Genomic DNA, 16,733 nt, shown 5'->3' with positions numbered 1-16,733 from the left:
AGGTGGTGGTGACTTTTTTTTGGTATACTAGAATCATCAAGCAATTGGAAAGGAAGTCAATTTATGGCCAAACGCCCTCTTACGCCTCGCGAATGTGAACTCGTCGTCAGCAGTCTTTACGTGATGGAGCTGATTCCGTTCGAAGGAATCATGGAACGCCTCGAGTCGATCACCCTGCGCGACATCATCGGACCGGTCGCATCCGGCGAGATGACCCGGGAGCAGGCAGCAGACGCCCTCGATCAATACATCAAAGTGCGCCGCCGCCGTTTCCGGAATGTCCCACCTGAACACCTTTGGTCGCTTGACGACCGGATGGAGCAAGAAGCGTTACGGATGATCCGTAAACGGGCTCCGTTGACTGCCGGGGAAAAGCTGCAACCTAAAGCGATTCCGTTCGAGATGGGCGACACCGTCGAGATGACCGTGACCGAAATCCAGGAACGGAATGGAAAAGTCAATGTCATCGGTAAAGTCGGACAAGTGACGGCGAAACTGCCTGTCGCCAACCGCCAAGCCATCAAAGGCACCAAAACGATGTCCGCCTGGATCACCGGAATCGAAAAGAAACCGGCTTTGATTCACCTGTCGACATCCGATTACGGTAAACACCAACCGTCCACTGACGTCCAAGCGGCTTACGTGACGGCAATCGCCGCTCTCCGCCGTTATTTCGAATCGGCAGAGTTGCCGTCGACGGAAGAGGTCGACCTTGCCAAGTCCTTGTTCCAACGGATGATCCGCCGTGATCAAAACGATTGGTTCACGGTCTATGTCGCGATGGGTCGCCCTCAGCTCGATCACGTCCGGCGCTGGGTGAAGGTCATCCAGATGCTCGGCAAGTCACTTCGCGGCGACGACGAATCGACACGTCAACTCGCCTCACAGGAAGATCGATTCTTTAAGGATGCCTTACTCCGAGCTTGCCGGGCTGCTGAAAAAAACTTTTCGACGCCTACGTAAGTCTTTCGACTAGGAGCCGGCCTTTTCCTCGTCCCATTTCAAATCATTTTTCAAAAACAGCCCTTCGTCTGCTCGTCAGAACATCAGAAGGGCTGTTTTTTTGCGCCACAAAAAAAGACGGACGGGCATGATCCCGTCCGTCTTACGAATTATGCGATATCGACTGTTGATTCTAATGCGCGGCAGGTCCGGCGTACGGTCGGAAGGAAATCCGTCCGCTTCGCGACGCCGCCTTCGATGACAAAATGTTGGACACCTTTCGTCCGTTGAATCGCCGTCAAGACCGTCACCAGTTCAATGAACCAGTTCGAGATCAATTCGACGACCTGCTCATCAAAAGCTGCTGCTCCATACACATCATACCCATTCTCACAGAGATGGTTCGGGAAACGTTCCTTGAACCGAAAAATCAGTGTAGCCGTCGTCGGAATGTAAAAGTGATCGAAGATGATCCGTTGTTCTTGATCTGTTTCTTTCTCCGTCAGTCCATCCATCATCAACTTCGGTTGACTCCCGATATTTAGAGTCCAACTTGTTTTCTTTCGTTCGCCAGTGGAAGTGATCGTTCGCATGGTTTCGTCCATCTCCTTTGATGTGTAAGCGTTTACCTCTTCATTTTACAAGCCCACCAACAGTTCCTGCAACCGTCAATTTCTTAAAAATGAACGATGACTTCATCTGACGTTTAGTCTAACAAATTTCCGTTGTTTTGACGATGTCAGTAATTAACATCCTCTTTCCCATTCAGCTGTTTCTTCCATCCGCTTTGCTCTTGTTTCAACTGAAAAAGCGGACACGGTCAATCCATCTTTGAAGAAGATGTGACCGCTCTCACCGTTGCCGGGGAACGGACTTCACAAAAAAACTATTAGCGCCTTGCGAAATATGATACCATTCAGTGGAATCACAGAAAGAGGAGAGAACAATATGCGAAAAGTTTTTCGATTAAGCATCTTGTTCGTACTGATCGTCCTCATCGGTAGTAGCATCATCTACTGGCAAAACCGGGAACGTGTCCAAAATGAACTGTACCGCACCTATTACGGACAATCCGGTGTCCCAGCCGAGAACATCGACATCTACGAACAAGCCGGTGACCGGTACGAGGTCGATTGGAAGTTGCTTGCCGCGATTCACCGCGTCGAGACGATCTTCTCGAAATCGTCCGCCATGCAGTCTTCGGTCGGCGCCATCGGTCCGTTCCAATTCATGCCGAAAACATGGGTCGGATGGGGATACGAAGGCGGCACGTCACTTGGCGACATCGAGCACGACGGAATCGACCTGACGGATCCGGACGCCATCAAACAATACGGTGGTCTTGGCGTTGATGCAAACGGAGACGGCAAAGCCGATCCGACGGATTTGACGGACAGCGCCCATACGGCAGCCAAGTACCTCAATCAGCATGACGTCACGAAAAGTTCCGATCGAGCGACGCTTGAATCTGCCCTGTTTGAATACAATCGCAGTGAACAGTATGTCAGCGACGTCCTCGACCAATACGATGCCTATCAACAACAAATCGAGCCGATTGATGCGAACGATCTCGATTTCAAGAAACAGACTTTAGCACAACTCCTTCGCATCAGCTTACGTTTGACCAACTAAAAGGAGGCACCACCCATGACACAACCCGATCGTTCGACATTGACGATTGAGGAATCGTCGATCCGCGTCCAGACGACGTTCGACCAAGACAAGACAAAACGTTATTTACGCAGCTACATCTTCGACGACATCGAGGACGGCACCCATGTCGCGGCCCTGATCTACACGCCGCGGACGACCGATGCGTTTTTATCCGGGACGACGACCCAGCGCGCCTATAACTTGATGAAGAAATACGTCGAAGGTCCGGTCAAGCAGTACGACATCATCAGTCTGATGCCGGATTTGCTCGTCAGCGAGGATTTACCGTTCGCCCAGGCCAGTTTTGATGAACTCAATTACGAGTTCGTCGAACAGACGTTACGTCAGGTCAAGGAAAAGAACGGTGTCGTCTTGTGCGGCTGGGGTTCACCCGGTCGTTTGATGCACCACCTGCCCGCTTATGAGAATCTGTTTGATCAGTATGCCGACATTCTGTATTGTTCCGGCATCACCTCTAAAGGCGAACCGAATCACCTTCGTTTGACCGTCGACGACAGTCCGATGATCACCTATCAGGACATGAAGTTAAAAGCGAAGAAGTTAAAACGCAAATAATTCTGCTCGTCAGGTGTTCTTCCCGTATGATTGTTGCGGAAGAACACCTTTTTTAGACCAACTTTTTCTCACATCTTGCAAAAACGCCGTCCATTAAATACGACATGAAAGAAGGTGAGATCCTTTGACATTTTGGAACGAAGAAGAAAAGCTGACAGCCCCTGCTCTACTTCAAGCGGACATTCATAGGATTCAAACAGAACTTACCGGTCGTTTTCCTGAAAGCTACCTCGAGAAATTATCCGAACAAAACGGAGGGTCTGTCGTTTTTAATGCTGTATCAGTGGATTTTGAAAACACTTGGTCAGACTCCGGCGCTCAACCGTTTTTGCCCTTCACCTTCATCCAACCGTTATCTTACGATGTGTACCAGTCAAACGTTGGTACTTTACCGGAATGGGATGTAACCGGAAAAAAGATGATTTTTGCCCATGGTGATGGCAGTTACTTCTACTATTTCAATTTTGAAGACAATGCGTACCAACCGTCCGTCTGGTGTCTGGATATCTCAGTTATTTCTAATCATGTTGTGGCAAGCTCCTTTGACGAACTACTGACGAAGCTGTCTGTTCAGAAAGATGAGCCGCTTGATGCAGCTGACGCTTCTGTGAGTTTTTTGACGATGGCAGAAATCCTCGAATTCATTGATCACGGCGATGAGGATGACACTTTACTTGCCTACTCCCATTGGATGGTGATTGGTCAAGAACCGGAACGATTGGTTCGTGAATTGATGCAACGGATTGAACAGAGTAATCATGAAGATCAGATTGACAGTTATGCGGGATACCTAGCCGAAACAATGATCAATCATTCAGAAAAACTGCAGAATTCTCTTGAAGACGTCATCGACTTATTGAAGAGCAAACATCTGATTACAGATTTGAGTGATCTTATCGAATGGTTGAATGAAGAACTGTGATGAAAAACGGATTTTGAAGTTTATTGCTGATTGACCAATCGATGTTTGCATATAAAAAGAAGCGATGGATGTGTCCACCGCTTCTTTTTAATTTTCGTGAATCTCACTACTCTTCATCCGACTCCTGCAGGGAAAAGCGCAGGCAAGCCTGCGCTGTCAGAGACAAACAAGACCCGGATTCGCGGTTTTGGAAAACTCGCGAATACTGGCTTGTGTCTCGCCTGAGGAAAGCGGATGAAAAGAGAGTGAGAGCTAGCACTACCTTGCTTTGTTTTAGAACAACATGATTTCAAGCAAGCAGTCGACAAGATCTTTCTCCAGATCCAACGCCTGAAGCTGATGCATCAAGTTGACCGGTTCCAAACGTTGCGACAATAACCGATACAAACGGTCTTTCAGATCATAGCCGATCTCCGCCTGATCAAGGAACGTATACAACCGCTCCATCCGGTTATCGTTCGTCGACATATCGACTTGGAGCGACAGGACTTGCTTCTCCCCGAGTTCGCCGAGTTCGACCGACAACGATTGAGTTTTATGATCATAACGGCTTGGCAGGACTTCTCCGTCCCGGGAAACGTGTCCTTCGTTGACTCCGCGCAGAATCAGTGTCACCTCACGTTTTTCCGGCAACAGTTCCCGTTTGCCGAACGGTGTCGCGATCGTCAAGGTCCGCGCTGACCAGTCAAGCTCAAATGCCGTTTCGACGTTCTCGCCGTCCCGGTGTGCGACACCGACGTTGTCATCCTCGAATAACGTAAAGCGGTTCGACGCCCCCGGGAAGACAAGCAACTCGAGATGATCCGGATTGTGAAGTGCGTTCGAATGCTCGAGATGTTGACCAAGCGGGACGATTGCCCCGGCCTTTGCCAGAACCCCTTGATCTTCGAGTTTACGGAACAACCGCATCTGTTTACCGCCCGTGTACCGATGACCGGTGAAGAAATCAAACCATTCGCCGTCCGGCAACCAAGCAGTCGTCGCTGCGACATGCAAGTTCGGATTCATCGGTTCGACGATCGGCGTCACCATCAATTCCGTCCCGAAGTAATATTGGTTCGGAACCGCATACGCCAGTTCGTCTTCCGGATGCTCATAGTACATCGGCGAGACGAGCGGCAGACCGTCAAAGTGGTTCCGGGCGTTCATCGTATAGATATACGGGACAAGCTGGTGCCGCAGACGCAGGTACTTCTTCATCACCTGCTCCGACTCGACCGAGTACCGCCACGGCTCTTTCCCGTTGAAGATACTCATCGTACTGTGGAGACGCATGATCGGGCTGAAGACACCGTACTGCAACCAACGTGTCGACAGTTCGTCGTCCTTCTCACCACGCTGGTGTCCCCCGATATCATGACTCCACCAGCCGTAGCCGATGTTCGAAGCCGTCGCCGTGAAATACGGTTGGAATTTCAGCGATGCCCACGAAATCAATGTGTCTCCCGAGAAACCGACCGGATAACGGTGACTGCCGGGTCCGGCATACCGCGAGAAGATCAACGGACGATTGCCGTCCCGGGCGATGTCGAGCGCATGGTAATGATTGAGCATCCAAAGAGGATCAAGCCCCTTCATCTTCGAGTTTGCGCCCTGTTGCCAGTCAATCCACCAGAAATCAACGCCGTCCGCTTCATGCGGGTGATGCAGTTTCGTAAAGTAATGTTCGATGAAGTCACGGTCCGAGAAGTCGAACGGAATCCGGTCTTCCGTATCCGGATCGACGCCCATCGCAACGGCCATCGCCTCATACGCTTCCTCGAATCCACGGACGCCGTCCGCTGGGTGCAGGTTGAGTGTCACCATCCGGTCGTCCTCTTTCAGCCATTGCAGGAACCCTTTTGGATCCGGGAACAAATCACGGTTCCATGTGTAGCCCGTCCAACCGCTGCCGTACTTCTCCGGAATGTCCGTCACGTGCCAGTCCATGTCGATGACACTGACCGAAAACGGGACGTCTTCCGCTTTGAAACGGTTCATCAAATCCTTGTATTCTTTTTCGTTATAGCGCCAGTACCGGCTCCACCAGTTCCCGAGCACTTGCCGCGGTAACATCGGCGTCGGACCGGTCAGCCGGTAAAAGTCTTTTAACGCCTGTTTGTAGTCATGACCGTAGCCAAAGTAATAGATGTCTTGTGCGCCTTCTTGACGGGGTTCGACGAAATGATCTTCCGTCAGGACAAATGATGCCGAATCATCAATCGCCGCATAACCTTGGCGGGAGATGATTCCTTCTTCCAGCGGAATCTCACCATCGGCGTGGTCAAGCGTCCGTGCCGTTCCTTTGAGGGTCCGGAGCGGTCCGCCGTACGTGTAGCGGCTGTAATACGTACTGAAGTTCCCAAGGACGTCGATATACAGCGTATTCGACGCAAACGGTCCTTTCGTATAGTGCAAATGGACGTGTTCCGTGATGATTTGCAGCTCGGTTTCGTCCTCGACGATCCGGTACGATGGAACGGGAAAATCACGGTTCCATACGGTTTGCGTCGGTCGATCCTCGAATCGCCCGTCCGCTGCGTACTCGAGTCGGATGAGACGACTTGTTAAGACGGTAAAGCGATACGTGTCGCCTTGAACAATCGCTTCTGGTCGTGCCAATGGTTTCATGTCTCGGGTATAAAAATGGGATTCGTCAATTGTGCGCATACGGGATCAGGACGCGAACGTCCTTGTCACTTCCTTCCAAAAATGAATGTGCAACCGATTACACTATTAGTGTATAAAACTTGTTGTTCCCGTTTCAAGTGACAGCTAATCAAAAAACGCACCGCCCCTGGAAATAAGGGACGATGCGGGACTCGTTTTAAAGCAATGGTGAAATCAGACGCGAAAACGATTCGAAGATCCGGAACCGCATCGGTCGCTTGACGTAATGGGCCGATGACAACTGGATCGAGACATCGAAATCATCGATGAAATCACGTTCGAGTCGGGCGGCACTCTCCGAGTCATACATAAACGCCATCAGTTCATAGTTCAAGACAAAACTCCGGATGTCCATGTTCGCCGTTCCGACGACGGCAATCTTTCCGTCGACGAGAAACAGTTTCGCATGGATGAAATGACGGTTGTACGTATAAATCTTGACACCGTCTTTTAAGAGTGGTCCAAAATAAGAGCGCGTGCCGTAGTAAGATGTGAAACTGTCACCTTTGCCCGGTGTCAGAATCCTTACATCCAGTCCTGCGCGTGCCGCAAGACGGAGTAACGTCATCGTTTCATTATCCGGAATCAAATACGGTGTCGAGATCCAAATCGACCGTTGGGCTGAAATGATTGCAGCGATCAACGCGTTCCGGATCGCCGGATCTTTCGATGTCGGTCCACTTGTCACGACTTGCACCGCGCCGTCCGACTCGACATCATGTTTCGGGAAGTAGTGATGAATCGCTTCGTCACCGGCAAATGTCTCCCACGTGTCACTGCCTTCGAGATGAGCGTATAACCAATCATCCAGGAAGGTCGCCTGCAGTTCCTTGACGGCCCGTCCTTCGAGCCGGAGATGCGTGTCACGCCAAAAGCCGAACTTCTTACTTTTCCCGTCGTATTCGTCCCCGACGTTCAGTCCACCGGTAAAGCCGATCTTCCCGTCGACGACGACAATCTTCCGGTGATTGCGGAAGTTGGCCGTGAAGATGAACAACGGACTCGAAATCGGATCATAAGCGGCAATCTTCGCTCCGGCTTCCCGGAGCGGCTTCAAGAAACCTTCCCCGAGCATGTAGCTGCCGAGTCCGTCAAACATGAACCGGACTTCGACGCCGGCGTTCAACCGCTCGATCAATGCTTCACGGATTGCCTGACCGGTCTCGTCGTTGCGGTAAATGTAGTACTGGATGTGAACATGATGTTCGGCGGAACGGATCGCCCGGAGGATTTCCGGAAACGTCTCGCTGCCGTTCGTCAGGATTTGACTTGCCGTGTGGACATCCACCCCGCCGCCGCCGAAGTTCCGGATTGTGTTGGCAAGCTTCAAATGATTCGGCGGCAACTCACTGACGGCGAGCGACCGGACCGGACGAATCGCCTGTCTCAGCAAGGTCCGCTCGTCATGCGACCGGCGGTTTCGGCGCCGGCGACGCGGATTGCGGCCGAACATCATCCAGATGATGACACCGAGGATCGGTAAGAAGATTAAGACTAAAAACCAGGCAATCGTCGACTCGGCCGTCCGGTTTTCGATGAAGATGATCATGATGACCGCGAGCGGAACGACGGTCGCGGAAATCGTCAGGACATAAAACAGGTAGCCTAATTGATATAGCCCCCAAATGATTCCACCTGCGACTAAAAACACGAGCGCGAACTGTAAAATCCGATTGCGCACTAGACTTCCTCCTCTGCAACGTACTCTATTGTTCTATTTCCCTGTCTCCTTTAAAAATATAGCAAAAAAAGAAACCACGGATGTGATTTCTTTAAAAGTTGACCTCTTTTGAAAAATTCATGTCGTACATCTCGCGTCCCGGAATCGGATCACTCAGGCTGGTCCAATCCGTTTCATCCGCTTGAACGAGGCAGGCATCAAACTTCGCTTCGAGAGCCTGCTGATCAAAACCGATGCCGATCAAGACCAGTTCCGTCCGGCGATCGTTGATGCTTTCAAAACGGCCGGCATATTCCATGTTCGACGCATACCCCGCTTGATGGAACAGCAAAGCGATTTCCGGACGGGTCGCCAGATACAAAAAGCCTTTCGCGCGGACAACTTCTTCCGGCCACGCCTCAATCAAAGCCAGCAACCGCTCCGGATGAAACGGGAGTTCCCGCTTATAGACGAACGAACTGATTCCGTACTCTTCCGTTTCCGGAACATGTTCCTCGGCATTCAGCTCGCGAATCCAACCGGCGCTTGCTGCCGCCTGTTCGAAATCAAACAGATCAACGTCCAGAATTTCGGCCGGATCAACCTGTCCGTGTGTCGTCTCAATCAGTTTGGCAATCGGATTCAAGGCTTTCAAATAGCCGATGACATCGTGCTTTTCCTCCTCCGTCAACCGGTCGATCTTATTCAATAAAATGATATCGGCGAACTCGACCTGGTCAACCAGCAGATCCACGACTTCACGGACGTCCGTGAAGTCGACCGCCTGTTGCCGTTCAATCAGGGATTCGCCGGATTCAAAGTCCTTCAAGAACCGATAGCCGTCGATGACCGTCACCATCGCATTGATTTTCGTCGTTTCCGTCAAATCAATCTGACTGTCTTCATCGAGGTATGTAAAGGTTTGGGCAACCGGAATCGGCTCCGAGATGCCGCTCGATTCGATGACGATACCGTCGATATTGCCTTGATCGACCAGCCGCCGGACCTCCAGCAGTAAATCATCCCGTAACGTACAGCAGATGCAACCGTTCGATAACGTCACAAACGATTCTTCCGTCCGCGAGAAACCGCCTTGCTCGATCAATGCCGCATCGATGTTGACTTCGCTCATATCGTTGACGATGATGGCAAGCTTCCGCCCTTGCCGGTTGTTCAATAAATGGTTCAATACCGTCGTCTTACCGGAACCGAGATAACCGGACAGGACAGTGATGGGAATCGGACTCATAGAAAAAACTCCTTTTTAGTCAAATCGTAATCATTACGTTTTAAATAGTAATCGTTCCGATTTAGCCTGTCAACTGATTTTGTCCCGACAAAAAAAGCTTTCCCCGTTCCGGTCTGTGCTACCGGGTCGGAAAAAGCCTGTCCTTTGATGATGTTTCGTGTCACCTACTCAAAAAAAGAGGTCCGCATCAACCGGACGATCGTTTCCGCCGCCTCCTGCGAAAATCCGGCAATCGTATAATGATTCGTCTTCGGGATCACATGGAACGTCGCATTCGGTAAACTGCTTGCAAACCGTTCGTGAGCGGCATTAATCCGTTTCGTCAGTTCCGGATGCAGCCAGTTTTCCGGCATCCCGCCGGCCCAGTCGGAAGCCGATAAGACGAGCACAGGAGGTGTGACATGGGCGACAACCTGCAAGACATGTTGATTGTTCGCTTCAACTGCCTCCCACTCGTCTAACGTTCCCCGCCAGTGGTTTTTCCGTGCCATGTTCCGCCACATCGGTACCCGGTCGGCTTCCGGCAGACTCGTGAACATCCGTGCGCCGAGATCGTCGGGAATCAACCAAGCGATCGGCCGGACATGACTGAGCCCATACAAAAAGCGGTTCCATTCCTCTTGTGTCCGTTCGTACCAGTTCGGCAGTTCGGCATCGACTTCCGGGTGCGACGGATCCAGCAAGACAATTCCCGCTGTGTCGTCCGGACGGCGGCGTCCGAGTTCAAGCGAAATGTAGGCCCCGAGCGAATGCCCGATGAAGACGAACGGTCCGCGAATCGCCAGCAAGTCAAGGACCCGTTCCAGTTCGTCCGCTTGTTGCGTGAACAACCGTTTTGATTTACCGCGGGTCGATTTGCCGTACCCGAGACGCGAGTATTCAAAGACCCGTCCTTGTTTCAATAATTCACCGCGGAGCCAGCCCCACTGGTGATGACTCGACATCATCCCATGATCAAGGATGAACGTCACATTTCCCGTTCCGGTCAGACGGGTGTCAAACCGTCCGTCCACTGTATCCACAATTCGTTCCATCACGACTTCCCCCTATTCAAATAAAGCCAGATCCATCTCATAACCCAGCAGATTCAGATAATCAAACAACTGTGACCGGTGGTGGTACAAGTGAACGGCTGCTTCTATCAGCCAACCGGGAGCACTGTCCGTAACCCCCCAATAGGTCGGTCGGGTCGAAAAACCGGTCATCAGCTGCTGTTCGTATGCATGAAAGGCTTGCTCCAAGCGGTCCACGATCTGGTCGGCCGGCACCGGGACGGCATAGAAGTCCGCCATCTCAGACGCCGTCGCTCCCGTTGCAATCCGTAAATCGGCTTCGAGCAACACCGCCAGATGGACCGCTACCTCGTACACTGACCGTTTTCCGGGAATCGGTCGTTTGTCCCAGTCTTCCGGTCGAATCAATTGAATCAGACTTCGTGTCGTCCGGACACCAACTCCGATATGCCGCAAGGCGGCTTCCTGCCACTCATCCACGGGACCACCACAGAAGCGCCCGTTGTTCCATCGCTTTGACGAACAGGTCCTTACCGGCAATGTAGGCGCTGATGTCCGTCGGATATTGTGTCGCCAGTTGCTCTTTGATGTCACTATAGGCGCGGACTTCACCCGGATGCTGCCGCAAGTAATCGCGAAAGACGACGTGACGCGCGATTTCCGGATTACCGGTTGCATACAGATGAATGTGATGCGTCCGTTTGTCGCCGCCTTTGCGGTAATACCGGCGACCCGGCATCCCGAACTCGCCTTTGACCTCATAGCCGATGGCTTCCATCGCGGCATCGAACGCTTCGATGCCATCGAGCGTATCGACGACCGGCAGGATGTCGAGAATCGGTTTTGCCGACAGTCCCGGGACCGACGTGCTGCCGATATGGTGCACTGCAAGCAACCGCTCCCCGAAAACCGTTCGGAGCCGCGCCGCTTCCTGCTCAAATGTGTCCGGCCATGATGTCTGATACGGTGTGACGATGACTTGTCTCATGAAATCCTCTCCTCTCGTATGTAGTATGCCAGTTTTACCGGCAAAACAAAAACGACTCCTCAGCTGAGAAGTCGTTTCGTTGCTTATTTTTTCGTAATGAAGTAACGCGATTGATCGAGACGGTCAGATGCCGTATAGATGTTCATCTTGTATGAACCCGTCGCAAGTCCGGTCCGCATCTTCAAGACGTAGTTGCCGTGGTTATCGGCAACGTCCTGCGCAATCAATTGATACCCGTTGCCCGTTTTTTGGAACAGACGAACGATTTGACGTTTTTCCACTTTCCCCGTCAAGGTCTTTTTACCGGTCCATTTTTTAACCGGATACGTGTTTTTGATCGTAAACGACGCTTTTTTCGTGATCTTGTTTGAGATATCCGTCGACTTAACGGTATACGTGCCTGTCATCAAACCGTCTTTGACTGGAATCTTAAAGCCGCTCGCTGTTGTTTTCGCTTTGGCGATCTTCGTTGAGCCTTTGTACAGCGTCACATCCAGACCGTCTGTCGCTTTACCTGTCAGGACCGTTGAACCGTAAACAGCTGACTTTTTATCGATGGCCGGTGTCGCGACGACACCCGTGCCGACCGTGATTGTTTTTTCAGTTTTCATGAAACCGAGTTCTGAAACGACCGTCAGTTTGTCACGGAGTTTAACCGGACGAACCGTGACGGCATACTTGCCGGTTTCATCCGCAGTTGCCGTTCCAAGGACCGATGTACCGCGTTTGACCGTGACTTTTGCACCCGCAACAGCTGTTCCCGTGACGACTTTTGCGCCCGGCTTAACGCTGCTGACACTGACGTTGAAGTTTTTCATCGGAACGTTCATGTTAAACGTCAAGAATGTCCCCGTTTCTCCCGCCCGTTTGACGCCTGTGTTCGTGATGCCTTCGTAACGTTTCGTGTACGGTGCAGCCGCTTCCGCAGAATCGAAGTTGACCGTCAACGGTTTGCTTGCGACGAGTGACCAGTTGTCATCCGCTTGATAGTCGACCGGTTGTTTCGCTTTGATGAAGTCCGAGATGACGTTACGTGTCTCATAAGCGGATTTGTAGACGATTTTTTTGCCTTCTCCAAGACCCGGGAAGGTCGCACTGCCGGCACGGTAGTTGTTGGTTGCGACGAGGAATTCTTGCTCGTCCGTGATTGCCTTGCCTTGGTACTTGATGTTTTGGACACGATTCGCGTCTTCTTTGACGAGAACCCCGTTAAAGTCGTACTTCGCCGGTTTCGTGATGTCGATTTCGTACGTCAAACCGTCGAGGATATCGAAGTTGTAACTCCGGAACTCTTTGTTCAGCAAGTCTGTTTTCGCATCCGTCACTTCGTTGAATTGACCGGCCGACATCTCGAGCCAGTTCTTGACGTCAGCTCCCGTGACTTTAACGACTTCGAGTGTGTTCGGATAGACGTAAAGATCGGCGACGTTTTTCAGTGCGATTGGTCCTTTTTTGATCAATGTATAGTCTGAGGCATTGACTTGGTTCCGGCCGCCTGTCTTAAACGGTGCGCCGGCAGACAGGAGCGGTAAATCTTTATATTGTGCGAGATCCGCGTTTTCTTGTAATTGTTTCTCGACGTACCATTTTTGCGCGTTCGTAACGAACTGGACCGAATCGTCATCCTGAACCAGAGCAAAGAAGCTTTGGATATCGTCGTTGATCGTTCCGACTTGTTGGCGGATATAGGCGAGTGTTCCTTCATGCGCTTTTTCAATCAACTTGACGGCACCGGCATCTGCCGTCGTGTCTTTCGTGACGTCGGCCAGTTTCGCAGCCGATGTATCCACGACCCACTTGTCGCCGTCTTGTTTTAACTGCAGATCAATCACACCGACGTTTTTCCCTTGCGTGTTCGCCATGACGACCGGTTTGCCGTTGATGAGACCGTTCGCTGCATCGACGTTCGGCAATGCGTTAAATGCTGATTTTGCGTCCGGGAACTTCCCGTGCTGGTGACCGGTCATCAAGACATCGATGTCGGCGATTTTCGTCAGTGCATAACCGACGTTCTCGTCGCCGTCTTTTTGATCTGGCGTATCCCCGATTCCCGTGTGTCCGAGTGCGACGACGACGTCTGCACCGGCGTCTTTTAATTTCTTCGCTGTTGCTTTGGCCGTCGGAATGATATCTTCAGCCGTGACTTTCCCGGTCAGGTTGCCGGCATCCCACGCCATGATTTGTGGTGTGACGACTCCGAAGACACCCACCTTGACCGTCTTCATCTGACCGTTCTGGTCTTTGACTTGGCGTTCGATGATTTGATAATCTTTGCCGTCTTCATTGTAATCCGAGACGATCGGCTTTTTCGTGACTGCATCGAGGACGTTCGAGTTTACGAACTTGATTTCGCCTTTAGACGCACTCATCGCGTTTTTCAAGAAGTCGAGTCCGAAGTTGAACTCGTGATTTCCGAGAGTGACGGCGTCATAACCGAGGTATTCCATCAGCTCATACATCGGGTGTTTGCCTTTGTTGCCTTGATCATATTGATTTTTGACGTAATCGCCAAACGGTGTCCCTTGGAGCGTATCCCCGTTATCGAACAGGAAGCTGTTTGATTCCCCGACGACATTCTGCTCTTGTTTGATGACGGTCGCCGCCTTGACGAGACCAATCGTCTCATCCTGCGCATCTTTAAAATAATCATAGTTCATTGAGTTTGTATGTAAATCAGTGGTCTCTAAAAAACGAAGTTTGACGACGCTGTTGTCGGCGGCGAGTGTCTTGACTTGAATGACGGGCGCAAGCATCGGTGCGATCAACGTGCTGGCAATGACGATTTTCGTGACTTTTTTCATCTGATTTCCCCCTAAGTGTAAATGACTGCTCAACTAATTTAACACGCTTTCATTGTAGCTTATAGCATCTTTGAATAGGTCGGACATCCGTCTTATTTAACCTACTTAACTAATACCAAATACTGGCTTTACAAACTTCATTTATACTTAATCTTTTCAAAGGAATCACCTTATTTTTTTGCAGTGAACAGCAGTTCACCTCTCTATTTGAAAAATAAAACAACTTACGCCATAATTCTGTTAGGAAATGGCAACTCACTTTAGTACATATCAAGATTCTTGGCGAAGGAGATTTCAATTATGAAAAATACTCAGCTTCATCCATCCATTCCCCAACTAGAACGGGATATCGAACGTATGGATCAACATATCCTTGATTTGACCGCGCACATAGAGACGCTGGAAAATCTTTTAATGAAGATGATCGAGCAAAAAGCATATACTCCGGATCTACTCACCTCTATTGACTATGTGATGCTCAAACGCAACGCTTCTTCCGCAGCAGTTTTACAACTTCCTTTGTTTTTAATACGGATTCAAAAAGACTATCAATTTTCAGGCATCATTCCCACCTTGGCACATTTCCATTCTGAGTTGCTAACCACTTTATCGATTGATGAAAAGGAACAAGAGAACTATCCGATTGAGATTTCAACACAATTGATTCATGAGAAATTGAAATCAGGAGTATTTGATGTCGGGGAAAAAATTCTGAACAATCAATAGGTCGAAACGAAAAAAGAGCACAGATTCTTTCGACTGTGCCCTTCTCATTACATAGCTATTCTTAAACCGATCATTCTTTATTTATGAAACATTGGGTTTTCGTTTGATGACAAAACCGATTAATCCCGCCAGCAAGGCCATACCGGCTGCATAGAGCGGTGTCAATCCAACAGGTTGTTGCGCAAACTGCAGTAAGGCTTCATTCCGCCAGGCGACGGTAAAGTTTGCCGTCGTCGCCTGAGCGACAAGGAAACTCGTGACGCCGATCAAAACCGCAAAGACGATCGGATCAAGGATCGTCCGGAACGCACGGATACTGACGAGCAGATACAGAACAAACGGAATCAGAATCAAGATCCAGTAGGCACTTTCCGAGTCAATCGGCTCCGGTACGGATCCGGCTGATTCCGCATCGAGTGCCTGAATCGTCTGGCGGGCGATGCCGTAATCAACCGGTTCAAGATTCAGCTGGGTATCCGACAAATCAGGTCGTTCACCGCCGAGAATCGTCAACAGTTGTTCCGTCACCCGATCAGTGTCCACTTCTGCCAGGACATCCTCAATCGATTGATTTAATTTCCCGGTCGATGTCTCCCCGTTCAGCATCGTTACCGGTACGTCGACGTCTGCTCCGAGAACGTTCGCTTTATAGGAAATCTGTCCGCCGTGCAACAAGTCATACATGCCGCCGCTTCCGGCATCGAGACTCGCGACCGTCAAGGCCGTCCGAAGCATCGAATCTCCGTTGTATTTGGTTTCATCCGTCACGACGAGATACAGTTGGAGACAGCTCGCAAATACCAACACGAGCAGGCTGCCCCGGGCTGCCGCTGACAAACCGGATAACCCTTGCGGATAGAGCGCCAGATAACTTAAACCGATCACGATCCCAAGTGCCAGCAAGCCTTGTGTCAACACACCGCCTTGGAACGATAAAAAGGAAATCGATTCACTGCGCTGGACAAGAAAGAACCAACCGATCCAGACCGTCACTAAAAAACTGACGGATCGGACTGTCCATCCGAGCCGGTTTGCTTTGATCCGCATTATTAAAAAGAGAATAAAAACAAATACGATCCCAAACACCGACAGCAACAGTGATCCATAGGTGGCGTCGAACGTCAGCGGGGACAAAACTTGATTCAAATCGATCCCAAAGATCGATAACACATCTCCGGCCGAACTCGCCCCGAGCGCTTGATTGATGATTGCTTCCCGGACCGCACCCGGCATCGTCACGTCCAGTCCGCCGACGAATAACAGCATCAGCGTGACCGTCACGTCGCTGCTTCCCCAGGTGACGCCTGCATCCTGCATTTGCTCGACGAGCGACTGGTAATCACCCGAGGATTCGATTTGTCCGGTCACGAGTGACATCAGACCATATAAGACGGCAAAGAAAATCAGACCAAACCCAATCCCGAACACGAGATCCATAATCGAAAAGCGCCGGTTGCGCCGCTCTTGTCGTTGCTCCATCCTCTAGTCCCTCCTTTTCCTTTGTTTGATTATTCCTGTTCTATGCCGTTCAGAAACGCCGGTCGTCTAATTTCA

The 16,733-nt window shown here is 50.7% G+C and carries 14 protein-coding genes; 5 read left to right on the top strand and 9 right to left on the bottom strand.

The genetic code is table 11. The features are described from left to right. The first annotated feature begins 63 nt into the window (after positions 1-63). On the top strand, positions 64-963 hold the full coding sequence (locus D3D03_RS02965) for a hypothetical protein (RefSeq protein ID WP_028106518.1): 900 nt from the start codon (positions 64-66) through the stop codon (positions 961-963). A 149-nt stretch (positions 964-1,112) separates the two neighbouring features. Here the strand turns inward: D3D03_RS02965 and D3D03_RS02960 are convergent, their stop codons facing one another. Continuing rightward, positions 1,113-1,535, bottom strand: coding sequence for a hypothetical protein (locus tag D3D03_RS02960; RefSeq protein WP_014970193.1), 423 nt, complete (start codon positions 1,533-1,535; stop codon positions 1,113-1,115). A 355-nt stretch (positions 1,536-1,890) separates the two neighbouring features. Here D3D03_RS02960 and D3D03_RS02955 point away from each other — a divergent pair, with 355 nt between their 5' ends. From D3D03_RS02955 to D3D03_RS02945, 3 genes are all read left to right on the top strand, one after another. Beyond that, positions 1,891-2,574 (top strand): lytic transglycosylase domain-containing protein, encoded by a 684-nt coding sequence (locus D3D03_RS02955; protein ID WP_026833253.1) that lies wholly within the window; start codon positions 1,891-1,893, stop codon positions 2,572-2,574. Positions 2,575-2,589: 15 nt separating this feature from the next. Beyond that, entirely contained in the window at positions 2,590-3,171 is a 582-nt protein-coding gene (locus D3D03_RS02950) for a DUF1643 domain-containing protein (protein WP_014970191.1), read from the top strand. Positions 3,172-3,295: 124 nt separating this feature from the next. Beyond that, positions 3,296-4,093 carry an SMI1/KNR4 family protein gene (locus D3D03_RS02945; RefSeq protein ID WP_119922677.1) on the top strand — a complete coding sequence of 266 codons (798 nt, stop codon included), beginning with the start codon at positions 3,296-3,298 and terminating at the stop codon, positions 4,091-4,093. Between the two features lie 273 nt (positions 4,094-4,366). Here the strand turns inward: D3D03_RS02945 and D3D03_RS02940 are convergent, their stop codons facing one another. The 7 genes from D3D03_RS02940 to D3D03_RS02910 form a co-directional block, all read right to left on the bottom strand. Next, positions 4,367-6,742: a glycoside hydrolase family 31 protein gene (locus D3D03_RS02940; protein ID WP_119922676.1), complete on the bottom strand. Its 2,376-nt coding sequence runs from the start codon at positions 6,740-6,742 to the stop codon at positions 4,367-4,369. Between the two features lie 157 nt (positions 6,743-6,899). Beyond that, positions 6,900-8,423: a cardiolipin synthase gene (locus D3D03_RS02935; RefSeq protein WP_026833255.1), complete on the bottom strand. Its 1,524-nt coding sequence runs from the start codon at positions 8,421-8,423 to the stop codon at positions 6,900-6,902. Between the two features lie 91 nt (positions 8,424-8,514). Next, positions 8,515-9,651: a GTP-binding protein gene (locus tag D3D03_RS02930; protein ID WP_119922675.1), complete on the bottom strand. Its 1,137-nt coding sequence runs from the start codon at positions 9,649-9,651 to the stop codon at positions 8,515-8,517. 164 nt (positions 9,652-9,815) lie between these two features. Then, positions 9,816-10,685: an alpha/beta fold hydrolase gene (locus tag D3D03_RS02925; RefSeq protein ID WP_119922674.1), complete on the bottom strand. Its 870-nt coding sequence runs from the start codon at positions 10,683-10,685 to the stop codon at positions 9,816-9,818. Positions 10,686-10,697: 12 nt separating this feature from the next. After that, on the bottom strand, positions 10,698-11,144 hold the full coding sequence (locus tag D3D03_RS02920; RefSeq protein ID WP_119922673.1) for a DinB family protein: 447 nt from the start codon (positions 11,142-11,144) through the stop codon (positions 10,698-10,700). After that, positions 11,137-11,652 (bottom strand): GrpB family protein, encoded by a 516-nt coding sequence (locus tag D3D03_RS02915; RefSeq protein ID WP_119922672.1) that lies wholly within the window; start codon positions 11,650-11,652, stop codon positions 11,137-11,139. Before D3D03_RS02915 ends, D3D03_RS02920 begins: the two co-directional genes overlap by 8 nt. Before the next feature lie 83 nt (positions 11,653-11,735). Further along, positions 11,736-14,453 (bottom strand): bifunctional 2',3'-cyclic-nucleotide 2'-phosphodiesterase/3'-nucleotidase, encoded by a 2,718-nt coding sequence (locus D3D03_RS02910; protein WP_119922671.1) that lies wholly within the window; start codon positions 14,451-14,453, stop codon positions 11,736-11,738. Positions 14,454-14,753: 300 nt separating this feature from the next. On the opposite strand from D3D03_RS02910, the gene D3D03_RS02905 reads away from it, so the two are divergent. After that, positions 14,754-15,179, top strand: a complete 426-nt coding sequence (locus D3D03_RS02905) for a hypothetical protein (protein ID WP_119922670.1) — start codon at positions 14,754-14,756, stop codon at positions 15,177-15,179. Between the two features lie 81 nt (positions 15,180-15,260). On the opposite strand, the gene D3D03_RS02900 is transcribed toward D3D03_RS02905, so the two are convergent. Continuing rightward, positions 15,261-16,658: a hypothetical protein gene (locus tag D3D03_RS02900; protein ID WP_119922669.1), complete on the bottom strand. Its 1,398-nt coding sequence runs from the start codon at positions 16,656-16,658 to the stop codon at positions 15,261-15,263. Between the last annotated feature and the right edge of the window lie 75 nt (positions 16,659-16,733).

The sequence above is a fragment of the Exiguobacterium sp. RIT452 genome, from assembly GCF_003598705.1.
In the GTDB taxonomy this organism is placed as follows: Bacteria; Bacillota; Bacilli; order Exiguobacteriales; family Exiguobacteriaceae; genus Exiguobacterium_A; species Exiguobacterium_A undae.
The sequence above is the reverse complement of the archived record's forward strand: the minus strand, read 5'-3'. Positions and strand labels throughout refer to the sequence as shown.